Below are 25,841 nucleotides of genomic sequence, written 5' to 3'. Positions count from 1 at the left end.
GGTTCAGGGTTCAGAGTTTGCTGTGCAATTGTGCATCGGCAGTAAAAAACCGTGAACTCCGAACTGTGAACTCTGAACCGAAAAACGGCTTCACATTAATTGAACTTTTGGTGATGTTAGGAATAATTTCAATACTGTCGTTCGTGGCGGTATCATCATTCTCCGGATTTGATTTGCCGCAAAACGCACTGAAAAAAGAGACGCGCGGATTAACGGAATTATTAAAAGACGCGCGCGCGGCGGCGGTGAAACAAAAAACGCAGGTCGATGTGTATGCCGATATTCCGGCGCGCACCGTTTATGCAGTGGAATCGGCATACGCACGCGAACTGAAAATTACCGACGCACAATTTTTTAATTCCGGTCGCGCGCCGGAATTTGAACCGGCCACCAATCGTTTTTTCCGCGTATGTATTTTTTCAGAGGGCACCACCATTGAACAACTTGCGGCGCAGACATTCCTGTCTGCGCAAATATCGGAAAGGGCAGACAGGACTCGAAGAGAGGCTTTCGCTGGCGAAAGCAGCGACCAGCGGGAGTGGCAATTCCGCCCCACATCCGAAACCGGCGCGCCGTTACTCAGCTTTACACCGCTCGGCAGCACCGCCGGCAGCGGCATCCGGCTTTCCCGCGAAAACATAACCATTGAACTGACCTGCGACGCGCTCACCGGCGCGCCGGAAATTTTATAATGAAAAAAAGTGGAACAGAAAAAGCAGAGCAAGCGTCACCTGTTCGCCGAAGCCTCGGCGAAGGTGGACGCTTGCAAAACAACCGTCCACCGGCGCTAAAGCTATGGCGGACAGGTGACGGTTGTTCTACGTTGCGTACCGGTTTTTCATTATTAGAGGTGTTAATTGCGTTAACCATTTTAGGAATTGCCGCCGGCGGAATTTTAACGGCGCTCGGCAGTCATCTGAAAAATGTGACGTTTATAAAAGATCATGCGCAGGCCGTTCGCATCGCGACGCGCGAAATGGATTCACTGCGTCGCGCACCGGAATTTTCTGAGGATGAAATTTCCGGTGACGAAAACGGTTTTGCGTGGACTGCCGGAATTACAACCGAAGGATTTGACGAATGGCCGGGAATTGAATTTGCCGCCGGAACTCCGGCGCAGTTGAACATCACAGTGACGTGGGACGGCGGAAAAGTTCAGATGAGCGGGTTTAAGGTTTTTGAGATAGAAGAATGAGAGTTCGACGTTCAGAGTTCAACGTTCAGGGTTTTTTAAAAACTGTGAACTCTGAACTGCAACGAGGGTTTACCCTCGTTGAGTTACTTGTTGCATTAACGGTGTTCGGAATTCTGGCGGCGGCGTTAACCGGCATTGTGCGCAATGCGATGGATTCGGTGGTTCAGGCGCAGAAGTCGGTTGCCGATACAATGCGGCTGCGCGCGCTCGAATCAATGCTCGGCGATGCACTGCGCGCTGCGGAAAGCGTTACGCTGTCTATGCAGGAACAGCGGTTGCTGTCGGAAACAAACGAATACGATGTTGAAGAGGGCACGATTCGTTTTCGCGGCGAAATGCAGTCGCTCGGGTTCTGTCTGCCGCGCCCGTTTTTAAAACCGGAGCGCGACGGATATTTGCACTGGATTACGCTCAATATTTCGCAGAACGAAACCAGTGAACTGTTCGAATTAAAACTCCGCGATGTTTCATTTTTGTGCGAGGTTGATAATCCGGTCGGCGACGACTGCGACTGGAAGGGAATTTCCGGTACAGTGGATGAACGTCTGCCGGTGCTGGAAGCAGATTTAATTCGCACCGCCACGGCGCTGAATTTCAGTTACTGGATTTACAACGAAGAATCCGGCGAGCCGGTGGAAATGGAGCCGGACGAAATCGCCGGTAATTATGCACTCGCTGTGCCGGATTTTATTGAACTCAAAATTCAACTGCCGAACGGTGCGCCGGAAATTTTTAGATTTAATTATGCCGTGAAAGGAAAAATTTTGTGAGATGTTTTTTCCAAAGTAGGACAGGCTTCCAGCCTGTTCACGCCGGAGCGGCAAATGTGGGGCAGACATTCCTGTCTGCTCAAAACGGGCAGACAGGAATGTCTGCCCCACAATCCGGCAAACGTAGACAGGCTGGAAGCCTATCCTACATTGATTCACGTTCCGGTTCGGCACTGCTGATTGTACTGGCGGCGGTGGCAATTCTGGCGCTGCTGATTGCCGGATTCGGGCGCGAACTGCGCGGCGAGTTGCGCGCGTCGAACGGATTTTATGACGATGCGCAAAACCGTCAGCTTGCCTTCAGCGCGCTGGCGGCGGCGCAGATTGAATTAGCGCGCACGAATGCATCGCTCTATGCAGACGCCGCCGGAAATTCTTTTTTTGTGATGGATGACAGTTTTTATGAAACTGAAATTGAAGAACTGATGTTTTACCGCGCCGGTGTTCCGCTGGGTCGCGGACAGTTTGCGTACCGTTTCATCATCAAACCGTTTGCGCTGGATGTGAACGATCTCACTGCCACGCAGTGGCACCGTCTGTTTGAAGTTGCGTGCAACATGGACGACAGCCCGGAGCGGTCGGCGCTGGTGGATGCAATTCTCGACTGGCGCGATGCGGACGATAACGCGCGCGAGTACGGCGCCGAAGAAGAATTTTATCAGAGCTTCGAACCGCCGCGTCATTGCCGCAACGGTGATTTTGAAACGGTGGAAGAACTTCTGCTGGTGAACGGAATGTCGCCGGAAATTTTGTACGGTTATGGAATGCCGGCGGCGGTAGAAAACGGTTTGCTGACCGGCGGCGGAATTTTCCGGCGGTTTATCGGCGATAACAGCGCGGCGGTGGAAGCGGCGCAGCGCTACATTCTCGCCGGCGCACTGCCGGCGGACGATTCGCATTTGATTGAAAAGGAAGAAAGCGTTTTTACCAAAGTCGCGGTGCTGCCGGATTTTCTTTATCTCGTCGCCGATGGTTTTCAAGACGTCGGTGCGATGCGTTACACCGTTCTCATGAAGCTGATACTTTCCGCCGACGGAAAAAATTACACCGCCGAAGAATTAAACATAAATGCCGCCGGTGAACTGCTTGACGCAGTGCTTGCCGAAACTGAGCCGGAGGAAATGAATGAACTTTAAAACATCCAGTTTAACGCTCGTGATTCAAAATAAAACGGTTGATGCGGTTTGGATTGAACAGTCGCTGCTCGGACCGGCGGTGAAAATGGCGGAACGGTTTCCGCGCGCGGAAGCACCGGAACTGCTGGCGGAAAAAATCTGCACCGCTGGAAAAATTCCGGCGCGCGTGCTGGTTTGTCCGCCGCGCTCGCTCGTAATGCAGTGTACACTGTTTTATCCGGCGGCGGTGCGCAACGATCTTGCGCAGATGTTGCAGTTTGAAGCGGCGCGTCATGTGCCGCTGCCGGAAAATGACCGTCGGATTTCGTTTGCATTCGCACCGGCGCCGGACGGCAAACAGATTGGTGTGAATCTGCTTGCGGCGCGCGCGTCTGAAATTACGGCACTGCTTGCGCCGTTCCGCGCCGCCGGTATTCCGGTGGACGAAGTCATTCCGCTCAGCGCACTGCTCGTTTCGCCGCCCGAATCCGCGTCGCAGCTGATTATTTTTTCCTCCGGCGGCGAAACCGAACTCGCGCTCTATGCGAACGGATTGCTTCAAGACAGCCTGAATTTCGAATATCGAATAAGGAATGTTGAACAGCAGAGGGAAGGAGATACTTCGAAATTCGAAATTCCTTGTTCGACATGCTGCGGTTCAGAACTGGTTGATTCCATCCGCAAACTGGTTGCGCGCCACCGCGATCTGATCGGTGCGGAGGGAGTTGGAAAAATTATTTATACCGGTGATGAAAAGCTGCCGGAAGAAACGCGGCACGCGCTGGAAGCGGCGTTCGGATTGTATGTGCAAACGCTGGAAGCGCCGGAAAATTTTCCGGCGGGGAATCCGGCACTGACTCCGGCGTTATGCGCCGCTGTTGCAGAAGCGCCGGCGACATTAAATTTAATTGACCGTTCGGGACGTAAAGTTCCGCTGAGCCGCCGGACGCTGATTATCATCGGACTGGCGGCGCTGCTGGCGGTGGAGTTGACTGGCGGCTGGCTGGTGCATACATTCGCACCGGCGGCGGCAATTAAATCTGTTGAGCGCGAAACGGCGGTGCTGCGCCGGCGCGCCGCACCGGTCGCGGCGGTACGCAATGAAAACCGCGAGATGCAGGCTGAAATTGCGCAGTTGAATGAACTGGTGCAAACGCGCGAGAGTGTGATGGAAATGCTGAATACAATTTCAACGACGCTGCCGACGAATACGTATTTGCAGGGCATGGATTATTCGCGCGGCAAATCGATTCAACTGCGCGGGCGGTCGAAAGAGCCGGATCAGCTTCCGCAGCTGGTGATGAGCCTGCCGTTTGCCGGCGCAGTGGAAGAGTCGAACATCGGCGAGAAAAATGAGGATTATTACGGCTTTAGAATTACGGCGGCATTGAGGAGTTCCGGCGATGAATAAATTTCTGGAAAGTAGATGCGATGTCCTCGTCGCATTCCAATCCAGCGTAAAAATGCGGCGGGGACGCCGCGTCTACTTCGGGAGACAAAAATGAAAGTGAACATTGAAAATTTTAAACACTGGTTTAACCGGCTGTCGCGGCGCGAGCGAATTTATGTGTTTGCCGGCGCGGCGGTGCTGTTTGTATTCGGTGTGATGGTTCCGCTGTGGAACGCATCGGAAAACTACCGCGCCGGAAAACTGGAAGAGCTCGAAGCGGCGCGCCGCACGCGCGACAGTTACCGCGCAATGCTGCAGTTCACCGATGCAATTCAAAATGAAAATGCTGAACTGCTGGGCGTGACGGCGCAGACGGACGGGCTGCTTTTTGACCGCACCGGCAACGACGTGATGATGGAAGCGGCGATGGTGAAACTGCTGAATCAGATGGCGCCGGATATGGGACTGGAAATTTCAATGGGGCGTCCGTCGCTGCGCGCACCGGCGGGACAGTTGACGTTTTCGGTGCGTGGCACGGGGCGCTATCCGGATATTCTGAATTTTTTCTATCAGCTTGAAACGCACCGTCCGCTGATTGTGATTGATCAGTTTAATCTCGCGTTACAGAACATGCGTCAGCGTGACGGCGGAATGCCGGCGACGCTGATGCAGCGCCCGGCACCGACGGCGTCGTCTTCTTCCTCACCGGCGGAGCCGCGCATTCGGTTGCAAATGACAATTCATATTAACTGCAGGACAGCATCATGAAAATTCCGGTTCAACGTTTGGCAATTCCGGCGCTCGCGGCCGTTTGTGTGCTTGCGGCGGCGGTGTTAATTCCGGCGGTGCATCTGCCGCGCGATAATGCGCCGCTGCGCGCCGGCAGTCGTGCGGTTTCTGCACCGGCGCTCGATTCGCTGGCGAAGCTGCCGTCGTCTATGAACGAAGTGGTTTCGAAGCATCTGTTTATTATTCAACGCGAGGCGACGGGGTTGAATTCATATCCTGATCTGGTGGTGAAAGGTGTATTTCTCGGCACAGAGCGCAGTGCGCTGTTTTCGCTGAAGTCTCGTCCACAGGCGAATCTGCGCGTATGGGAGGGACAGACGGAAAGTGCGCTGAGCCAGATGATTGATCCGCGCGATCCGCGCCAGCCGATTGCACAATTTCTGCGTGAGTGGGATATTGTGGAAATCGTGTTCGACGGCGTAAAGGTGAAACATTTTATTACTGACGAAACGGAAATGTATACGGTGAATTATACACCGGCGCGCAAAGTGAAAGATGACGCTGCGCGCGGTTACGGTCAGGGAATTATTCCGCAGGGCGAGGGCGGTGCGGTAACCGCTTCCACCGGTGCACAGCGTACGCCATCAGCGATGCCGGCGGTACCGCCGCCGGCTTCAGCAACGGCAGCGATGGCAGATCGCGTTTCGGTGATGCTGCGGCAAATGCCGGCGGCGCAGCGTCAGCAATTTATGCAACGGTTGAATCGGGAAACGCAAAGTTCTTCGCGCAGCAATGATCCGCGTTTCGGCGGACAGTCACAACAGTCGTCGCAACAGCGCAATGGAACACAGCAACAGAATCATCCTAACAACCAGCGTAATTCACAGCAGCAACAGCGCGGAAATACGGATCAGCAGCGCCGGCGTTAATTAATTTTCACGGCGTCGACTTCGATTTCAAAAAGAAGATCGTCACGGCAGACATCGGCGTGCGAAATGGCGAGCGGAAACCGCGGAATACCGGCTTTTTCGGCAATCTCCTCGTAAAGCGGCAGATAGCTCATGTCTTTGAAGTATGCAATGCCGCGGAAAAGATTGCGCCAGTCCATTTCGCGGGAACGCAGAATGGCGCGTACGACGTCAAGCGTGAGGAGGATCTGTTTTTCAGGATCATTCTGGTGAACGGATTTTCCGGCGGAATCAATGCTGGCAGTACCGGAAATGAAAAGTTCGCGATGCGTTGGATAATTCATTTCGATGGCGCGGCTGAATGAACTTTTATAGTCGAGCGCCGGATTTTGCAGCGGTGAGACAACGGTTTGAATTTTTAATTCTGCCGATTTGGGTTGCACCGCGAGAACGTCCATCATGATGGCGGTATCGAATTGATTGGCGGCGCCGATGCCGGTGCTGGCGGGCACCATATGTTCAAAAATTCCGGCATCACGGAAATACTGCGTGCGGGCAGTGTTGAAGTCGGCATACCATTCCAGCAGCTGATCAAGATAGATCCAGGTGCGGATAATATCGGTGAATCTGAAGCCAGCGGAATTGAGTGCAGCTTCAGTGACGGCAAATGCGGAGTGTGTCTGTTCAGTGCGCGACGCGCCGGTATCCGCCGGGATTACGCCGCGCAGCCGGCAGTAGCGTGCGCAGGAATCTTCATAAACAAAGCCGGTTTCTTTCCCGTTTATAAAAACCGGCGTCAGCAGCAAACCGGAAATTGCAACGGCCTGCGTTGAATAAATGTCACCGTCTTTAGACGCGTCACCCTGCAGCCAGACACCGGAAAAATTTTCGGTACAGTGCTGTGTACCGGCGAAGACAAATTGACTTAAAATCCCGGCGTTCAATTTTTCTACAGTCTGCTGCACAAGTTCGTGCATATTTTTACAGGATTGAACGGTGATACAATGTGCGGCATGTTCCGGCAGCGCAAGTGTAGCGGTGTCGACATCACAACAGGTTTTAATAATTTCGGCGGTCAATTTTTTCCTTTGTTATTGTTATAATAAAGCATTTAACCACAGATCACACGGATATAACCGGGTATTTTTTGCCGGGATTAACATATTTTACCGGATTCCAATTCCGTTTGTATCCGGTTTCATCTGCGGGTTTATTTTTTATGTTTTCTGCATCTTTTTGCGATGAATTAATTATCAACTGAATTCATTTGATATTATTCGGTGATCTCCAGCGGTATGGCATCGATGGCAAATTCATATGGTTGGTTATTTCGCGCCTTCATGACCGGATTGTAATCAGGGTGATCGGACGGCAGCGGAATATTTACGGAGCCGCTCAGACGAATGGTTGTGCGGTCTTTCGGCTCGGCATTGCGGCTGACACTCAGCACAATTTTCCCGCCGCCGCCGCCAAGATTTACAGTGTCAAGCGTGAGCCATTCCGGCGGATCGGAGAGGATGATTCTGATGCCGCGCCGGGCAACGTCTGTCTGCCACCGGGTGGCTGCCGGAATCTCTATTTTTGTACCGGGCTTGACGGCATAGCGCCGTTCCAGCGGCAGCCGCAAGGCTACGGTGACCGGTTCCGGATCTGAAATCTGCACCATGAAACTGCCGGACGGCACGAGGTGACGGTAATAGAATGCCTGCATCATATCTTCCGCTGCAAGCGCCGTACGCCGGAGTGTACGCACACCGGCTTTACCGGTGCCCTCAACCTGCAGCGCCGTAATCTGCCGCACGGCATTCGATGAAGCGGCTATCAGCATTTGAACTTTATCAACGCCTTCGGGAATTGCGGCGCGCTGAATGGACATTCCGTCTGGCGCGTCTTTCAGCGCGAGTTCAATTTTTCCGTTGAAACCGCCGCTGCGGATTGCATGTACATCCACTATCGCAGAGCCGCCGGCGGGAATTTTGATACTCGCCGGCACAATGCGCAGTTGATAGTCCGGCTGTGCTTCGCCGATCATTAAACGGTATGCGAATTCGGCCCCGCCTTTATTCTGCACATCCTCAATACGCAGATAATACATACCGTCCGCCGGCAGAACGGTGTCAATGCGCGAGTCGGCATGATGCGTAAGCAGGGCACTGGTTCGATCCATCGAATCATCGTTTAACGCCAGTATTTTTCCGCCGGTATCGAGCAGCATCAGGCGCGAATCGAGCGGCGACCCGAGCCGGCGCGCCATGACTTCAACGGTTTTCTTTTCGCCTTTGACGCCGGTGAATGAATAGACATCCACATCGCCGGATTCTGAAATCAGTCCGTTCACCACACACCGGGCTGGAACCGCTTGCGCGGCGCCGGAAGTATCGTTCGGCTCTTTTTCAAATACTTCCGGCAGCGCATCCACACGGAACATGCGCCGGTTAGACTGACCCAGATGAATCTGCTGAATATCCGGTGCACTGCCGGAACCGGCGGTAATCAGAATTTTATCCGCCGGCAGATTTACGCCGGAAAGTTTCACCTCCGTCGTTTCACCCTCACATCCGCCGAGCGGAAAAACACTTTCAATGAACGGCGTCTCAGCGATCGTCAAACGGTAAACAAAATCTTCACGGCCGCGAAACATCGCATCATTCACCGTAACGGTATATTCGCCGCTGACGGGAATTTTATAAATCAGTACCGGATCAGGATCGAAACGGAAATCGTCCTTAAACGCAACTTCGTTACCGGAGGAATCGTACAGTGTAAGTTCCGCCTGAAACCAGCCCGGCACGGTGTCGGCAAGATACGGCATCAGTGCACGCGCATCCATTTGCAGAACCAGCGTCTGACCTTTTGCGGCGAAAAATTTAAAGCAGTCTACATCACCGGGCATAATCTGTCCGTTGATAATCACCGGCACCGATTCCAGTTCTTCCGCCTGCATTATTAGATCATTCGGCTCCAGCTCGTCAAATTCCGGCAGGTTGCTGACGCGAAACAGCAGCGGATTTGAAAGCCCCGATTTGGTGATAATGCGAAATTCATAATCACCGGGTACGGTGTTTTCCGGAATGGAAAATTTCAGCATCAGCTGTTCTGAGATTTGCGGATTAAATTGTTTTTTTGCCGCGAGTTTTGGATTCCGCCGGTTTTCCGCCTGTACATTTTGAATCATTCTTTGCTCAATCGCATTGAGTTCAAGCTGACGTTCAACCTGCTGAATCACCGCCGGATCTTTTTCCTCTTCCATGCGTATATCGAGAAATTCTTTGGTGCGCCGCACCTGATTAATTTCCGGCCGGTCGTAAATCCGCAGATAATCCAACTGCTCCACCGCAATATTTACACCGGAAAAGTGCACCCCGGTATACTCTTTCAAAAATTGTCCGCCGACGGTGACTGTAACAATTGAACCCGCCGGAGTGCCGGCGGGATAAACAAAACCGACGTGCGGGTCGAGCGCCGCACCGGCGGTGAATGCAAACAGCACTGCAAATAAAAGTTGCGCAGACATTCCTGTCTGCGCAACGGGCAGACAGGAATGTCTGCACCACAGGGTGGAACGCGATTTCCAGGTGCGTTCAAAATTTATAATCCACTGTAAAACGCGCCCGGAGGTCGTGTTCCACCTTTTCCGCCGGAAACATCCGAACATCACATGATCTCCTGCAGGATTCCGCCGGTTTTTAATCCGTGACCCGCTTCGGCGAGCGGTGAAACGCATATCGTTTTTCCGTCGGGCATCGGCAGCGTGCCGGCAGGATCAATGCCGAGCTGCTGATAAATACTGGTGGTTAAATCCCACGGATAAATCGGGCGCTCGGTGACTTCTTCGCCGCGCGAACTGGTTGCGCCGACAACCTGCCCGCCGCGAAAACCGCCGCCGGCAATCAGATGTGAAAATGCTTTGCCATAATGACTGCGCCCGCCGTTCCACGGTGCGTGCCAGTCGACCTTCGGCGTACGGCCGAATTCGCCGCCGACCCATATAATCGTTGTATCCAGCAGTCCGCGATCGGAAAGCTCCTGAATCAATGTGGCAACGCCGCGATCCAGTTCCGGCAGCATGCGCGTCATCATTTCAAAATGTTTTTTATGCGTGTCCCAGCCCGGCGCATTCACTGTGATAAACGGCACACCGGCTTCCACCAGCTTGCGTGCCTGCAGGCATGACTGTCCGAACGTATTGCGGCCGTACGCAGTGCGGACTTCATTTGATTCCTTGGAAAGATCGAATGTGTCCTTCGCTTTACCGAGAATCAGTGAGTAGGCTTCTTCGCGCGCCTTAGTCAACTGTCCGGCAGCGCCTTTATTGTCCAGCGCGCGCGCCAGCGTATCCACTTCGCCCAGCAGTGTCCGGCGCAAATGCTGACGCTCTTCGGTGATTCCTTCGGCGACGACGCCTTCCACCACGAACGGCGTTTTGGCCGGATCACCGCCCGTGGAAAACGGCAGATATTTTCCGCCGAGAAAACCGGCTTCTGAAAACCGTCCCTGCGGTTTGGTCAGCGCAATGTACGGCGGAATTAAACCGGTGTAGCCGCCGGCATAACCTTTTTTGTACGACACCACGGCGCCGATGGACGGATTTGCCACGCCGTCCACCGCCTTCATGCCCGTCATCACTAAATACGACGCCGTCTCGTGTGCCGTAATTCCGTGCGTCATGCCGCGCAGCAGTGCGTATTTATCTGCCATCTTCGCCAGTTGCGGCATAGCGCTGTTAATTTGAATTCCATCGACATTGGTCGCAAGTGACTTATCAAACTTGCCGCAATAGTCGTAGCCCGATTCCGGTTTGGGGTCGAACGTATCAATGTGGCACGGCCCGCCCCACAGCCAGATTTGAATGACGGATTTCGCCTTCGCTTTGGTTTCATTAATTGCACCGGCGGCTTTCAATGTGAACCAGTCGGACAGAGCCAGCCCTGCCGCGCCGAATATTCCAATCTTCAGCGCATTGCGCCGGTTCATCGGAATGACCGGCTGATAGTTACTGATTGTCGGTTTCATTTTCAGTTCTCCGCTTCGCGGTCAAAGGTCTGAAGGTCGAAAGTCAAAGGTCCGGGAAGACGCATTGGACTTTTGACTTTGAGACTTTCGACGTTTGACTCTCTTTTCATCTAATGTTTCAATAAAAATTCACTGCTGTTAATCAGCGCCCACGCAAGATCGAAGTGCGCCTGATCGTACGAAAGCCCGCTCTCTTTTCTATAGTTTTCTGCAATCTTTTTTTCTTCCGCCGCCGGATAGCGTGAAAGAATTTCCAGATACAACATATCCACACCGCTCAATCCCTGCGGTGGACGTCCGAACAGTCCGCGCAACCGCGCGCTCTGCATCACTTTATTACGAATGTGTGACGAGTTCAGCAAATGCAGCATTTGAAAAACGGAGACATTGTCGTTGCGGTCAGATTCGAGTGACGAGTCGCGTCCCGGCCGGCCGAACATTTCAAGGAATGCTGACTTTATACTGCCGTCTGCAAGCATCACCGTACGCCGGAATTCCGGTACAAACGTAAACGGCTCCGGTACGGCGCTTGAGTATTCCTCGCTTGTGCCGGTCACCTGGCAGATCGCATCAATCAGTATTTCCGCCGGCAGGCGGCGCACACGGTAATGCGAAAATCCGGCTTCGTCGTTTTCATTGTCCGGCGCGGGAATTGAGGTTAACTGATAGGTGCCGGAATTTAAAATCAGCTGGAAAATATGTTTTAAATCATAGCCGCTGCCGGTGAGTTCTGTTTGCAGCCAGTTCATCAGTTCCGGACTCCACGCCGGATTATCGGGACGAATATCGTCCACTTCGTGAATGATGCCGCGTCCCATCATCCAGAACCAGATGCGGTTAACAATATTCTGTGCGAACCACGGATTGTCCGGCGCTGTCAGCCAGTCCGCAAACGCAATGCGCGGGTCTGCATCGTCCGCCAGTTTTATTGACGTACCGTTTACCGGCGTTGGATAAATTGTTTTGCCGTCCGGCGTTTCCGGAAATTTTTTAGATGCATCGAAAAAGATAATTTCCTCTTTCCACTCATGCGTATCTTTATAACCGACCTTCGAAAAAAACGCATCCATGCCAATCAGTTGCGCTTCCGTCCAGCCGGACGTTTCCAGCCGCACGCCCATAAAAACCAGTGCAGCAGTGTCCAGCAGATTGCGCGGCGTACGCTGTTGAAACGGGCGGTAAAAATTTACCGGCGCATCGCGAAAATTACTGCCGCTTGCCGTCAGCAGTGCACGTGCAAATTGATCATACGGCATGTTTTTGCGTAATGCATTGCGCAGCCAGCGGTGATACGTATGAACCGCATTCGGCCAGAGATTGCTCGGAAATTCCGCTTTGATTCGCAGCAGATCGCCCCACTTCAGCGCCCAGTAATCTGCATACTCCGGACTGTTCAACAGTTTATCAATCAGCGCCGCGCGTTTGGCCGGTGATGTATCCGCGAGAAATTTGCGGACCTCAGGCGCGGTCGGCAGCATGCCGGTCACGTCAAGATACGCGCGCCGGATAAATACCGCATCAGAACAGCGTTCGCCGGGCGGAAATCCGGTTTCAGCCTGTTTCGCAAAAACAATGTCATCAATTTTATTTTGCGGTGCCGGTATTGCAAAGCACAGCGTTGCACATGCTCCGGCAATCGTCAGACAGACCATCCTGACTTTCATTTGTTCTCCCGAACCGGGGTTTGATTAATAAAACGATTTTACCTCTGTTTTATTGTTACAAAATACTATTGATTTTCGAATTCATCCTACCACGAACAAATTGGTTCAGATATAAAATTGTTAATTAAAAAATCGATAAAAATTATACCATTGAAATGGGTAACGCAATGTGTTGCGTTCAAGCCACTTTGTGTAATGCGGCAGCAGTTCGTTCCATTTTATCCCGGGCTCATAAAATTTGATTGAAATTTCATATTTCCGATGACCTGTCGAACAAGCCGACATAAAGCAGACTGGGTTCTCACTGGCGCCGGCGATGCGGAACGCACCGGTGCGCGCGGAAAAATTTTTTATTTTGGAGAATTCATGAAGGCAATTGCCGGGATTTTGAAACGCTTCAGCAATACGATTGAAGCAGGAATTATAAAAATAGTATACTCATCAGATAATGCAGCAGAAAGTAAAGATGGTGGATATTGCCAAGGCGGCAAACGTCAGCATTGCAACAGTGTCGATGGCGCTGCGCGGGCATCCACGGATTTCTGATGCGACTAAAGAGCGCGTTCGGCAGATCTGTATCGAAAAGGGCTTTGTTCCCGATCCGGCGGCGACGGCGCTGGCGAGTAAAAAACTTGAAAACCAAAAAAAACATTTTCTCGGGACGATTGCTGTACTGGAGAGCGAAAAGTACATGGCCGGTAATGCTCCCTGTGAGAGCATTCTTTCGAACAATGATCTAGCAGAAATTTTTCAGAATATAGGTTATAAGCTGGATGCATTTTCTGTTGGAAAGACCGCAAACGAACAACGGGCATTAAACCGGACTTTGCAGGCACGAGGCATTCGCGGATTATTTATCTGGGGACGCAATGAGCCGGTTCATACGTGGGCATTTGACTGGGAAAATTTTTCAGTCATTGTGTTTTCCGGTTCACTGCATGAGCATGTTTTTCATAATGTGATTATTAATGCGTATCAGCATGTTTATGACGCTGTTCTGCATCTATACAGCTGCGGGTATAAAAAGCCGGCATATCTGGAACTGAGTTTGTCAAAAATGCGGTTTGATGCGTGGACGGCAGGGTTTACAGCGGCGGTGGATTCAGTTGGAAATGATCCCGGTATACCGGTGTTTTCAACGCCGGGATTAATTACAAAGAAAAATGAAAAAACCCGGTTTGTAAAATGGATAAACCGTTACACTCCAGACGTGATTGTTTCACAGCTTGGCGACCCATTGATTGAAATTTTAAGTGAAGAAAACATCCGGGTGCCGCAGGATATCGGTATTTTCTGTTTGGATGTGATGCCGGACTTACGGCATATTTCAGGGCTGATTCAACAACGGCATGCCGGACACCAGGCCGCATTCGATTTACTGCACGGAATGCTGAGCCGCAACGAATCGGGTCTGCCGGGAAATCCGATGTGTATTCAAATTGCGCCGCGCTGGAATGAAGGTACAACTGTTCTTTTTAATGCCTTAGAATGAAATAAATATGTTTTTCATTCACGAATTTCAGAGCACGATTTCCGACGTATTATCCGCTACTTCCCAGTGGATATTGAGGCATCAAAGATTGCTGTTCTGACTGGATTAAGCCGTAATACGATCAATCGGATTATTTCTGCGGTGCGCCGGCGGGTTGCTGAATGCTGTGAACTGGACAGCCCGTTTAAATGCGGTGAAATTGAATTAGATGAAAGCTATTTTGGCGCCCGGCGTGTACGGGGAATTCACAGTCGTGGCGCGAAAGGAAAAACCAGCGCGCTTGGACTAATAAAACGAAAAGACCGAGTCTACACACAGGTTGTTAAGAACTGCTCCACCAAAGAATTACTCCCTATTATACAATAGAATGTTGATCCTGAATCAATTGTATATACCGATGGATGAAAAGTTAGGATGGCCTGGTGGATTTCGGTTGCCGGCAGCATTACAGAATTCATCATGGAGTAAATGAATTTGCTGCTGGACGGAACCATATGAACGGCATTGAAAACTTCTGGAGTATCGCCAAGGTTCGGCTTTCAAAATTTAGAGGGATTCATAAATCGACGTTTTATCTCCATCTTAAAGAGTGTGAGTTCCGATTTAAGCATCTCCATGAAGACCTCTATCAATTACTATTAAAAAGATTCAGAAAACGTCCCATTAACTTGTCTTGACCAAAAAATAAAAACGTGCTGTTTTTGAGCAGCACGCTTTCAGGATCGAAACGCTATGAATATTAAATTTTTCTTTTTCTAATCGCAAAAAGTACGGTTCCACTGACTAGAAAGATACCCATGATTGAAGGCTCAGGAACAACAACCAGATTCAATCCGGTACCGGTTAATTCAAGATAAGCGCTTTTCCCGCCGCCGAGACCAATTGCATTTGCAACTCCGTCTGCAATCGTTCCGGCAATGTCACCGGAAATCAGCGCGTATGTATTTAACGCGGTGCTGCTGTCGAGGCCACCAATATCATGAATATCAAAATCGGCGAATGTTGCTTTGGCGACAGTGAGCATGGAGTCGAACATCAGCATTGCTCCGGCGGCAAAATCAACTTCCGCACCGATTTCTCCTGTGTCGCCGAGTATGGCTGCTGCGGCAACTGTGAATGTATTTGTTACGGCACTGAAATCGCCGTTAATAATCAGAGCACCTCCGTTAATTGCGGTGGTACCCGAATAGCTGCCGGTGCCGTTAAAAATCTGAGTAGAATCGCCGGATTTTACGATGCTCAGCGTGCTTCGGTCATCTGCTAAACCGGTTTTATCTTGTATGGCTCCGCCATACGAAAATGTTCCGGAAGTGCCGTTAATCGTCAGCGTTCCATTCGGAGCATTATTAACACTATTTGCATTCGCAATCGCCCGGGCGGCAACAATTCCATTTCCGGATACCGAGTTCAGTCCGCTTAGCGTCACACCTCCGGAGCCACTGTTTGCCTCCATAACTGTCAGCACTCCGCCGCTGTTTAAATTTACTGTTTTCAATGCTGCAGCATTGGCCGCAATATATAGTGATCCGTTTATTGTTGTGGACCCGGTGGCATTAAACGCTTGAATTCTTGATGTTCCGCCGCCGAGAATCATGGAACCACCGCTGACATTTAAATCTCCGCCGACAGAAAAACTTATTGTGTTGCTGCCGCCGCCATTAATAAAAGACCAGGTACTGTTCCCGGCTTTTGCGACATCCCCTGTAACGGATAAGGATGCACCTGTCATATATCCTGAAAACGTCCAGTTTTCTGCCAGGTTCAAATTAATGCTGCCTACTGTCCAGTCTGTGGCATTTACACGCAAATTTCCTGCCCCGCTAACAGGAGTAACGATCGTTGCGCTGTTTCCCGGTTCAACGGATGTCGTCTGCCAATCAGTTCCGTCGTAAACCCGCCAGAAAGTTATATTATTGTGATTTCCGGCATTGCCATCGCTTTTATTCCATCGATAATCACCAATATCCTGCGCGGACACGGTCACCGCGATGAAAATAACTGGTACTGCTACTATCCATGACTTTATGTTTTTTTTATTACTCATTATTCTTCCTCCTTCGTTTTAGTCTTGGAAAACAACCCACATAACTGCCGCAATAGTAGACCGATATTTTCTGGTGAGGAGTATTTTCTTGCTGAACCGTTTCAGCAAAATGCCTCTGGTCATTATCGCTGGCAGTCATATAGTCAATTCGTTTTGATGCAATACTGATTGATGCAAAGAAAGAGGAGTATTTCTTATGGCAAAAAAAATTCCAGTGTTGATTGCTTTGTGCTGCTGTGTCAGCGCAAGTTTCAGTGAAATTATTGTAAAAGAGAATTTTAATTACCCGGACGGAACGAAACTGGAGCAGATTTCCGGCTGGGTTGACGACGGCGGAGAAACCGGCCGCGGCGTTGTTTCCGGCGGCATGCTCCGCGCCACCGGCAAGAAGATGAGTTTTCTCTATTCTCTGTCGCAAAGTTATGCAGTCTCATCCGGAACAAAAGCGGGCAAGACTGTGCCGGAACTGTGGTTCCGCTTTTCTGTCTGTTTTTCCGACGGCGGTTTTCGCGCCGGAATGACGTCATCGTCTTATCAAGGAAATCTTCATACCTATGCCGTGGCACAAATCCGGAATCAGACCGGAAACATCACACAATTCCGGTCAAATATAAATGAGAAGATTGTTGATGCACAGGACTTCAGCAAACTGGACGGTTCACATTTTCTGCACATTTACGGCCGGATTTCGGATGATCGCGGCGAGTTGAAACTGGAGCTGTGGTATAATCCCGCCGACCTGGAGAATCCGGGAACGCCGGATATTGTGAACTACCGCGCTTATCGTAATTCAAAAATTATTGACCGGATTGCGATTGACGGCTGGGCGTTGTCGATGCTGAAACTCGACAGCTTTTATGTCGGAACAACTGTAACGGATGTAGCGGTGGAAAAAGATCCCGAACTGGCCGCCGGGCCGTTATTAATGATCACATCGAAACCCGCCGGTGAAGATATTCTTCGTGAACTGCCGGTTTTTTCTCCGGCAGCTTCCGCCGATTCCCGTATTAATGAATGGCTGTTTCAGCCGGGAACAGCCATTAAAACGCCGCCGGAAAAATCCGGCTGGGAAGCGGTGAACATTCCTTTTTCATGGACGAAGGCATATACATCGCTGCCGGCCTCGTCGCTCTACCGCAAAGATAAAGACCTGCTGTCGAATACTGACAGCAGCTGGTTTGAACGCCGGATTTATATTCCGCCCGAGTGGGACGGACAGCGCATCCTGCTGGAGTTTGACGGCATCGAATGCGATGCCGTTCTTTTTATCGACAAAAAAGAGCCTGTCTTTATTGAAGGGCCTGAAGCACGCGTAAACATCACATCACTCGTAACGCCCGGCAAAGAAGCGACGCTGCGGCTGTGGGTTACGCGCTGGTGGCAGGATATTCCGAAAATGCGTAAAGATGATATTCTGCGCGATGCCGTATTGAGTGAACGCGCCAAAAGTGCCGGCGGCGAAGAGGCGCAGCGTAAACTGATTCCCGGTGGGCTGTCCGGTTTTGTACGGCTCGTTTCGCGTCCATCCGCCGGCGAAGTCACCGCCGCGTTTGTAAAAACATCGGTGCGCGAAAAGCGGATGGCAATTGATATTGAAGCGCGCAACGATTTGAAAAACGCGCAGTTTAAAATTGAAATTGAAAATCCTGGCGGCGAGGGCGGTTCCGTTCCGGCGCCGGTCATTGTGCCGGCGGAATTTTCCGGCACCGGACTTCAGACTGTTTCCATCCCGTGGGAAGCGCCGCGGTTGTGGATGGTGGACGACGGCTATTTGTATCAGCTCAAAATTTCATTGCTGAACAACGTCGGTGAAACGGTGCATACGCTGCCGGAAAAATTCGGTTTTCGTGAAATCTGGACAGAAGGAAAACAGCTGATTCTGAACGGCTATCCGCTGCGCCTGCGCCTCGCACCGGAATTTTCACCGCAATGGCCACGCCTGCTTTTCTGGAAAAGCATTGGTTATAACGCGATTGAATGGCAGCCGAACCGCACCGGCTGGTATGCTGCCTGGGGATTGCGTCCGACGCTGATTGATAAAGAAAATAATCCGCAAATCAGTAAACACTGGGTTGATCCGGCGGTGTTTGACAAAGCAGATGAATGCGGCTTTGCGCTGCTGATTCAGGTGCCGGGTGTGAGTCACATCCGCGACGCAGTGATGACGCCGGAAGGAACAAAAAAATATCAGCGCGATCTGGCGCTGTGGCTGCGCCGCCTACGAAACCACCCGTCCATCCTTCTGTGGACACCGAGTATGAACACCGCGAGCATCACGCGCGAAAATCCGGAGAAAATCGGACGCAAACTTGATGATTCCGAAATTCCGGCGTGGGCACCGTACGTTGAAAATCTGGTGCGCACCGAAGACCCGACGCGGTTAGTATTTCACCATTCCGGCCGTGGCGGCGATATAGATTATCCGAATAACTATCTCAACTTCATGCCGTTGCAGGAACGCGAAGATTTTCCGTCCGGCTGGGCGGAAAACGGCAACATGCCGTGGGGCGCAATTGAACACGGACAGCCGGCGTTTCTCAACCTCAACCGCTGGCGCAATACGCCGCTGAATACAGAATATTACGCCATCTATTTCGGCGATAAAGCGTACGCAATGGAAACCGATGATTATGTCCGGCTGTCACAGACTGTGCTGGAACGCGAGCGCGACCGCAAAGGCCGGTTGAACTACTCGGATGCCGAATATGAACAGTTCGGCAACATGACCGCACACTGGGAGTGGGAAAAACTGTTCAACATCCGCACCGACCGCGCATGGCGCACCTACGGTGTGCCCGGTGGCTGGGTTCCGTGGATGCATAAAATCGGTTTCGGCACACTGCCGGGAAACCGTTCATGGCTCGACATCACCGAACCGGAAGCGCAGTCCGCATTGAATGCAATACCGGAATGGACAAACCCAATGTACTCCATTTATCGCAGCACCATGCGCCCGCTGCTCATTTATCTCGGCGGCGAACCCGGACAGTTCACCGAATGCAGCCACGCGTTCTTTTCCGGCGAAACATTTGAAAAAACAATGATCGCGGTCTGGGACGGTTTTTCGCCGCGCACGCTGGATGTTTCGTGGACGCTGAATTCCGGCGGCGCCGCCGGCGGTTCCGATGCATTTCAACTGGAACTTTCGCCCGGTGAAATAAAAAAAATTCCGTTGCGTATTCGTGCGCCGGACGTTGAAACGCGCATGGACGCAGAACTGATTTTAGTTGCGCGCGATGCAAAAACCGGTGAAGAGTGGAACGACCGGCTCGAACTGTCATTCCGGCCGCTGCCGGAAAAAATACAACCGCAATCCAGCTGGGCAATCTACGATCCCGCCGGAAAATCCGCCGGCTGGCTGCAGCAGCTCGGACTCGAAAACGCCGCGGTACTTGCAAAACCGGCGGACTGGAAAAAAGCCGGTGCACAGGTGCTCGTACTCGGGCGCGAAGCCGTTTCCGGCGCACAGCTGCCGTTCACCGCCGCCGATATCGCCGCCGGTCTGCGTGTGCTGATTCTCGAACAGAACCGCGATGCGCTTGACGGTTTCCGTTTCCGCACCGAAGACATCGTTACGCGCTATACATTTATTTGCGATTCCGCACATCCGGTGTTTAATGAAATTTCCGCCGCCGATCTCATCAACTGGCGCGGCACGCCGGATCTGCTGCCGTCGATGCACGAAGGCATGCGCCCGCGTTCCTATCCGCGTCCGCCGCACTGGGGCAATTCCGGTGCCGTTGCATCCGTCATCATCGAAACACCGCACACCGGAAGTTTCACACCGCTGGCCGATGCCGAGTTTGATCTCGCATACAGTCCGCTTTTAGAATGGCGGCACGGTGCCGGCGGAATACTTTTTTCGCAGTTCGATTTCACCGATCGCATTAATGATGACGCCGCCGCCACCGCGCTCGCCGCAAATTTAATTAAGGCTGTCGATCAGCCGTTTGCATCGCCGCAAAACCGGCGCATTGTTTTTACCGGCGATGACACCGGCTGGAATTTCATTCAAACACTCGGACTCAACGCCGTTAAAATTTCCGGCGAGTTGAATCCGTCCACGGATATTCTGGTTGTCGGCACCGGTGCGTGGAAAACAAATTCCGGCGCGGCGGAAAATTTTGCCAATGCCGGCGGCACCGTTTTTGTACTGCCGCAAACACCGGCGGATTTTGCCGGTGCGTTTACAATGGAAACCGGCAGTTTTGCACGCGCCGGTTTTGCCGGCGATGAACTGTTGCGCGGCATCGGGCCGGCGCACTGCACGTGGCGTGTATTTCTTGAACAGCACCGCTTCGCCGGCAATGAACTGCCGGAAAATTCACGGCGGTTGTTAGACGGGGTGATGCTTGAAAAGAAAACCACCGCCGGAAAAATAATTTTCAGCCAGCTCGACTGGCGTGCACTTGATCCAGAAATCTGGCACACCGAAAAAGCGCTGTGGAACATCACCAAATTTTACCGGCAGCTCTTAACCAATCTCGGTGCCGCCAGCAGCGAACAGCTCATCGCCGGAATGTTTTCTATGGAACGGTTCGCGCCGGCTCCGCTGGTGAATATTACCGACTGGCAGGCGTGCGTTGAACATCAGACCGACTCCATCGGTGAAAAAGACGGACTGTTTCCCGGACTTGCCGGAATTAAACCGCCGGAGGCAGTGAATAAAATTTCATCCGGCTCCACCGGTGTGCAGCGCAGCGGAGTAACCATTGGCGAAGGTGAAGCGGATTTGCACGGACAGGATTTTTCCGGCATCAACGGCTGGACGCTCCTGAATGCCCGTCCGAATGGACGGATTTATCTGGAATGGATTTCCGGCGCAAAAACCGGTCGCGTCGGTTATGCCCGGGCCTGGCTCTATTCCGGTGCCGCGCGCGATGCGGTGTTTGCCACCGGTGCCGATCGCGGAATGGTTTTCCGTGTAAATGAAAAAGCAGTGCTGGATAACAGTAAAATCAGGCGTCCTGCCGGCGCTTCCGGCCCCGGCGAAACCCGCTTTAAAGCGCCGTTGAAAAAAGGCTGGAACCTGCTGGAGGTGTTTGTTTCTTCGGATGTAAAAACGTTCGGTTTCTGGTGTTCTGTAAGCGATCCCGGCGATGCCGTCTGGCAGCCGTCGTTAAGCTCACCGGACTCTGCACCGCTATCAGCTCAACGCAGCAGTTCGCTCGTTGAACCGCCGGTGGAGTTGCAGGAACTGCTATATATCCGCCCGTATCGCATGGACGACGATCCGTACGGATTCCATCCGTGGTAGTCAAGCGGTCACCGTGATAATTCTTGTTTAATTTGAAATGATTCCGGAGATTCTGCGGCATGAAAAACGAAAATGAAAAACGGTTGATTTTAAATATGGTGCATCACAATCCCGGCGAAGCGCCGTATGAATCCATATACAACGACCCGGAATTTTTAAAACGGCGCGGGTATAACGGTGAAGTGTTTTTTCTGTTCGAATCGCCGCTGCTGGCCATCAGCTGGGAAACGGTTGATCCTAATTTTTTTCCGACGGGCAGTGCCGAAAAAAAATGGATGGATGCAAAACGCGCCGCGATTCTGAAAAAGCATGATGCCTGCCGGCGCGCCGGAATTGATGTGTATGCTCAAGGCGATCTGGTTTTGCTTCCAACAAAATTAATTGAGCGCGAACAGATTCGGGATGTATTCGGCGATCCGCGCCATCCGCGCGTGCAGGAACTGTTGAAAATTCAAATCGCTGAAACGTTCGATCAGTTTCCGGCGCTGGACGGACTGGTGGTGCGCATCGGCGAAACTTATCTGCACGACGCGCCGTTCCATTCCGGCGCGATTCACGATAAATGGAGCGCCGCCGAAACCATTATTCCGCTCGCTCAGTTATTGCGCGAAGAAGTCTGCGCGCGCCGGAATAAAAAACTGATTTTCCGGACGTGGCTGAGTTTTGACCGGAATCTGGAAACCTATTTAAACATCAGCGCCGCTGTTGAACCGCATCCGGATTTTATTTTTGCGGTGAAACATTGCGAGAACGATTTTCACCGCGCGACGGCGTTCAGTGAAATAATCGGCAAAGGCCGGCACCCGCAGCTGATTGAAGTGCAATGTGCACGCGAATATGAAGGCAAGGGCGCGTATCCGAATTATGTGATGAACGGCGTGATTGAAGGATTTGAAGAGCATGTAAAAACCGCGCCGGAAAATTTTAACAGCCTGCGCGAGTTCGCCGGGGAAACGCCGGAAATGTTTGCCGGAATCTGGACGTGGTGCCGCGGCGGCGGCTGGGACGGTCCGTATATTTCAAATGAACTGTGGACGGATTTGAATGCCTATGTGGTTTCACAGTGGGGACAGAATCCGGCGCAGAGCGAAGCGGAAATTTTCAACCGCTACGCCGCCGGCGAATTAAAATTGAATGCAACTGACATTCAGAAATTCCGGCGGCTGTGTCTGCTGTCCGCCGCCGCTGTGGTGCGCGGGCGTAACTCAACGTTCGGCGATATGGAGGTATGGTGGACGCGCGATCAGGGCATTGCGTGGCCCGGTGTTGAAATGTGGGCGGAAGCGAATAAAAGTCCGGAAGCCATCCGTCGGAATCTGAAACAGAAAGACGAGTCGGTTGAAATCTGGAAAGAGATTGTCGCGCTTGCCGAAGAAATTCAGTGGGCGGATGCGGCGACGAAAGAATTTGCAATTGCGTCTTCGTTGTATGGACTGCATCTGTATGAAATTTATCGCGCACTGATTTATATGGCCGACGCTTCGACGCGCGGCGATGCAAATGATATTCGCCGGCGGATTTGTGCATACGACGATGCGTGGGCGGCGTATCAAAAACTGCCGGAAACGTATCCGTCATGTGCCACGCTCTACACTAAAGAATACGACTGCCATATTTTTAACGACAACAACGCCGATAAAAAAGTTGAACAGCTGCGCATGCGGTATACGCCTTAAAAAAGGTGGAGCAGACATTCCTGTCTGCTCATTTCCGTTTGGAGACGGGCAGGCAGGAATGTGCTTCGCGCGGCTGTCTGAAAAAAAGAATGCAAAATGTACCGTCCCGGTTTGAATGAAAGGAAATGATGAACTCGAAAAAAAACGTCGCCGCTGCGTTCGGTGGGTAAAACGCCGTTGGGATTTTATCTTGTCGATCATGATGTGATGTTTGTGCCGGACGATGCGTCGTTTAAAGAACATTCCCCGGCGGAATTTTCGGCGCGCGAAATTCCGGCGCCGCCCGATCCGTCCGAATTTGAACTGATGGATTTTATGGCGGAAAATTTCGGCGACCGGTATTTAATGGTCTGCAACGAATGCGTTTCGCTGACGCTGCTCGACGAGTTCGTAAAACTGCGCGACCGCTAATTCATTCGGATTCCGGCGTGCTGTGTCCAAAAAGAATAAGTTGAAATGGACGGTTTATACTTTTGAAAACCGCGCCGGTTTTCGGTCAAAATCAGTCATTATTAACAGACAGGATTTTTATGGCGAAAATTGTATTTATCGGCGGATGGGGACATTGGCCGCAGGTTGCCGACGAGTTGAAGAATTTTTCCGGCGCGGCGCCGGTGTATGCCGGCGAAGAACTTTCCGGTGTTTTAAATCATCCGTCGCTGGCCGGAATTCCGGCAATAGTAGATGCAGAGTTTGTAACGGTTGAACAGAAGAATCAAAAAAAATTCCAATGTATTAAAAATATCGGTGCACATGTCCGGCAGATGGCGAATGAAGGCCTGTTGTTTTCTGATGCCGGCGTTCCGTGGGCGAAACCGGCGCGGATTGCGGATATGCGGAACTATACGCATTTTCCGTCGATGAACCATGAGCTGATCGAGCTGGAAAAAATGTGAATGGATTATTAAAAATCTGGCGTTCACCGGAAAGTACATTCGGAATGTTCAGCGAGCAGTATGATCCATCCCGGGAAGAAACCTGGAATGCGCTTGAGGCGTATACCGATGCCGAACTTAAGAGCATTGCAGATTCCGGGTTTAACGCCATTTGGGTTCATGCGCTGCTTCATCACATTGTTCAAACCCCGGATAATCCGGAGCTGGGCATAGATGCGGCTGAGCACCAGCGGCGACTGAATGAATTAATTAACCGGGCGGCACAATACGGGCTGTCTGTATTTTTATATCTGCAACCGCTGCTGACGCTGCCGGAAGGGCATGACGTTTTCCGGAATCATCCGCAAATCTCAGGACAGCGTGAGCTTATGCAAGGGTGTAACTTCGGTGAGGTATACACGGTTTACTCTATGTGCATATCTCAAGAGCCGGTTAAAAAATATTTATATAATTCGGCGGAAGAGCTGGTGCGGCAGCTGCCCGGGCTGGGCGGTGTTATCATGATTACAGCATCCGAGCATCCGGCGCATTGCTGGTCGCGCCGCGGACATATGATTACTGTTGACGGGGGGCGGGAATACAGAGAAATTGAATGCCCGCACTGCCGCCGGATTATTTACAGTAAGGTTGAAAATCTGAACATTACGCTCCATACGTGTTTTTTATCTGCTTTTCTGGAAATCTGAAGGGCGCATGCCGGTTGATTTTTGCAGGACTCTGCTTAGATACGTGGCAGATTGACAACCGACATCAAGCGCAATTTCAGCGACAATCTGATTTTCGGCGGCAAGTTCTTTTTTTATCAGCTCCAATCGCAAATCACGAATGTAATTAGCGACAGAATGCCCCAGCGTGCGGTAGAACCGGCAATCGAGCGTTCGGCGCGTTTATCATCAGACGCTGAGCCAGTTCTTCGGCATTCAGTCGGATCCCTTTCGGTGTTTTTAAAATTTGTACTGCGGCGGTAACCTGCGGATCTTCAAGCATCTGAACATCGCTTGATTCGCGTATGGCAATCTGTTCCGGTTTTATAACGGTTTTTTGCGGCACTGTCCCCCCCCCCCGCATCAACCGGTCAAGAAGCTCACCAGCGGCGATGCCGCCTTCCACTTCCGGCAGTTCAATGCTGCTGAGCAGCGGAGCACAGTCGATGCATATATTGACCATATTATTACAGCCGAGCACTGCAATTTCATTCGGAACATGACGCTCCAGTTTTTCAGCCATTTGATATAAACTGTGTTCCGCCAGCATCGGAATCTGAAAACACCCCGACGCAGCATGGCCAGGAGAGGATGGTCTGCTGGAATTTTTTTCCGGGGATATCTTTTCGAAAGAAAAAATTTTCTTCCAGCAAAGTAAATCCCTGACGATGCAGCTCATCGGCAAATCCCTGCCGCCGATATTTGGCGAACTCCTGTTCGGATAACATCATGCCGAACGTTTTTGCGCCGCAGGCGATCAGATGTCTGGCGGTGAACACACCGATTTTATCATTATCAAATGTACAGTGCGTGGGGACGCGGAAGTAATGAAAATGCGAATCGGCTTGTACGCCGGTTTATTCCGAAAGGGAAAAAGTTAGGGCGAATCAGCAGAAAAATGCTTCACGAAATCGAAACATGAATTAACACCTATCCGCGTAAGATATTGTATTTTGAAACAGCGGAAGAACGGTTCAATCAGGAAATG

Annotated in this window: 20 protein-coding genes and 1 pseudogene; 14 read left to right on the top strand and 7 right to left on the bottom strand. The window is 51.6% G+C overall.

Annotation, left to right across the window (positions count from 1 at the left end; translation table 11 throughout):
• The first annotated feature begins 65 nt into the window (after positions 1 to 65).
• The 7 genes from WC959_08515 to WC959_08485 all read left to right on the top strand — a co-directional run bounded on the left by WC959_08515 (position 66) and on the right by WC959_08485 (position 6,128).
• Positions 66 to 692 (top strand): prepilin-type N-terminal cleavage/methylation domain-containing protein, encoded by a 627-nt coding sequence (locus tag WC959_08515; protein ID MFA5689174.1) that lies wholly within the window; start codon positions 66 to 68, stop codon positions 690 to 692.
• The gene (locus WC959_08510; GenBank protein ID MFA5689173.1) at positions 692 to 1,195 is read left to right on the top strand and encodes a prepilin-type N-terminal cleavage/methylation domain-containing protein; all 504 of its coding nucleotides are present in this window, start codon (positions 692 to 694) and stop codon (positions 1,193 to 1,195) included. Before WC959_08515 ends, WC959_08510 begins: the two co-directional genes overlap by 1 nt.
• Before the next feature lie 44 nt (positions 1,196 to 1,239).
• A complete protein-coding gene (locus tag WC959_08505) occupies positions 1,240 to 1,965 on the top strand; it encodes a type II secretion system protein (GenBank protein MFA5689172.1) in 726 nt (241 codons plus the stop codon).
• Between the two features lie 56 nt (positions 1,966 to 2,021).
• Positions 2,022 to 3,101, top strand: a complete 1,080-nt coding sequence (locus WC959_08500; protein ID MFA5689171.1) for a hypothetical protein — start codon at positions 2,022 to 2,024, stop codon at positions 3,099 to 3,101.
• A complete protein-coding gene (locus tag WC959_08495) occupies positions 3,091 to 4,491 on the top strand; it encodes a hypothetical protein (GenBank protein ID MFA5689170.1) in 1,401 nt (466 codons plus the stop codon). The genes WC959_08500 and WC959_08495 overlap by 11 nt, the downstream gene beginning before the upstream one ends.
• A gap of 90 nt (positions 4,492 to 4,581) precedes the next feature.
• Positions 4,582 to 5,238 carry a GspMb/PilO family protein gene (locus tag WC959_08490; protein ID MFA5689169.1) on the top strand — a complete coding sequence of 219 codons (657 nt, stop codon included), beginning with the start codon at positions 4,582 to 4,584 and terminating at the stop codon, positions 5,236 to 5,238.
• Complete coding sequence (locus WC959_08485) at positions 5,235 to 6,128, top strand: hypothetical protein (GenBank protein ID MFA5689168.1); 894 nt, start codon at positions 5,235 to 5,237, stop codon at positions 6,126 to 6,128. The genes WC959_08490 and WC959_08485 overlap by 4 nt, the downstream gene beginning before the upstream one ends.
• On the opposite strand, the gene WC959_08480 is transcribed toward WC959_08485, so the two are convergent.
• The 4 genes from WC959_08480 to WC959_08465 form a co-directional block, all read right to left on the bottom strand.
• Complete coding sequence (locus WC959_08480; GenBank protein ID MFA5689167.1) at positions 6,125 to 7,186, bottom strand: RidA family protein; 1,062 nt, start codon at positions 7,184 to 7,186, stop codon at positions 6,125 to 6,127. The two genes, WC959_08485 and WC959_08480, sit on opposite strands and share 4 nt — an antisense overlap.
• A 194-nt stretch (positions 7,187 to 7,380) precedes the next feature.
• The gene (locus WC959_08475; GenBank protein ID MFA5689166.1) at positions 7,381 to 9,621 is read right to left on the bottom strand and encodes a PPC domain-containing protein; all 2,241 of its coding nucleotides are present in this window, start codon (positions 9,619 to 9,621) and stop codon (positions 7,381 to 7,383) included.
• Between the two features lie 140 nt (positions 9,622 to 9,761).
• On the bottom strand, positions 9,762 to 11,120 hold the full coding sequence (locus tag WC959_08470; GenBank protein ID MFA5689165.1) for a DUF1501 domain-containing protein: 1,359 nt from the start codon (positions 11,118 to 11,120) through the stop codon (positions 9,762 to 9,764).
• A gap of 110 nt (positions 11,121 to 11,230) precedes the next feature.
• Positions 11,231 to 12,784, bottom strand: coding sequence for a DUF1553 domain-containing protein (locus tag WC959_08465; GenBank protein ID MFA5689164.1), 1,554 nt, complete (start codon positions 12,782 to 12,784; stop codon positions 11,231 to 11,233).
• A gap of 448 nt (positions 12,785 to 13,232) precedes the next feature.
• Between WC959_08465 and WC959_08460 the strand changes: the two genes are divergently transcribed.
• Positions 13,233 to 14,276 carry a LacI family DNA-binding transcriptional regulator gene (locus WC959_08460; protein ID MFA5689163.1) on the top strand — a complete coding sequence of 348 codons (1,044 nt, stop codon included), beginning with the start codon at positions 13,233 to 13,235 and terminating at the stop codon, positions 14,274 to 14,276.
• Between the two features lie 24 nt (positions 14,277 to 14,300).
• Positions 14,301 to 14,953 (top strand): annotated as a pseudogene (locus tag WC959_08455) (IS1595 family transposase).
• Between the two features lie 62 nt (positions 14,954 to 15,015).
• Here the strand turns inward: WC959_08455 and WC959_08450 are convergent.
• Positions 15,016 to 16,320, bottom strand: coding sequence for a PEP-CTERM sorting domain-containing protein (locus WC959_08450; protein MFA5689162.1), 1,305 nt, complete (start codon positions 16,318 to 16,320; stop codon positions 15,016 to 15,018).
• 196 nt (positions 16,321 to 16,516) lie between these two features.
• Between WC959_08450 and WC959_08445 the strand changes: the two genes are divergently transcribed.
• The 5 genes from WC959_08445 (at position 16,517) to WC959_08425 (ending at position 24,835) form a co-directional block, all read left to right on the top strand.
• Positions 16,517 to 21,577: a hypothetical protein gene (locus tag WC959_08445; GenBank protein ID MFA5689161.1), complete on the top strand. Its 5,061-nt coding sequence runs from the start codon at positions 16,517 to 16,519 to the stop codon at positions 21,575 to 21,577.
• Between the two features lie 59 nt (positions 21,578 to 21,636).
• On the top strand, positions 21,637 to 23,253 hold the full coding sequence (locus tag WC959_08440) for a hypothetical protein (GenBank protein ID MFA5689160.1): 1,617 nt from the start codon (positions 21,637 to 21,639) through the stop codon (positions 23,251 to 23,253).
• Between the two features lie 162 nt (positions 23,254 to 23,415).
• Positions 23,416 to 23,664 carry a hypothetical protein gene (locus WC959_08435; protein ID MFA5689159.1) on the top strand — a complete coding sequence of 83 codons (249 nt, stop codon included), beginning with the start codon at positions 23,416 to 23,418 and terminating at the stop codon, positions 23,662 to 23,664.
• A 119-nt stretch (positions 23,665 to 23,783) separates the two neighbouring features.
• Complete coding sequence (locus WC959_08430; protein MFA5689158.1) at positions 23,784 to 24,149, top strand: hypothetical protein; 366 nt, start codon at positions 23,784 to 23,786, stop codon at positions 24,147 to 24,149.
• On the top strand, positions 24,146 to 24,835 hold the full coding sequence (locus tag WC959_08425) for a hypothetical protein (GenBank protein ID MFA5689157.1): 690 nt from the start codon (positions 24,146 to 24,148) through the stop codon (positions 24,833 to 24,835). The genes WC959_08430 and WC959_08425 overlap by 4 nt, the downstream gene beginning before the upstream one ends.
• 145 nt (positions 24,836 to 24,980) lie before the next feature.
• On the opposite strand, the gene WC959_08420 is transcribed toward WC959_08425, so the two are convergent.
• Both WC959_08420 and WC959_08415 read right to left on the bottom strand, forming a co-directional pair.
• On the bottom strand, positions 24,981 to 25,376 hold the full coding sequence (locus WC959_08420; GenBank protein MFA5689156.1) for a substrate-binding domain-containing protein: 396 nt from the start codon (positions 25,374 to 25,376) through the stop codon (positions 24,981 to 24,983).
• A complete protein-coding gene (locus WC959_08415) occupies positions 25,369 to 25,632 on the bottom strand; it encodes a hypothetical protein (GenBank protein ID MFA5689155.1) in 264 nt (87 codons plus the stop codon). Before WC959_08415 ends, WC959_08420 begins: the two co-directional genes overlap by 8 nt.
• Positions 25,633 to 25,841: the final 209 nt, after the last annotated feature.

It is taken from the genome of Kiritimatiellales bacterium (genome assembly GCA_041656295.1).
Classification (GTDB): Bacteria; Verrucomicrobiota; Kiritimatiellia; order Kiritimatiellales; family Tichowtungiaceae; genus Tichowtungia.
Note: the sequence above shows the minus strand (reverse complement) of the source record. Positions and strands in the feature narration are given on the sequence as shown.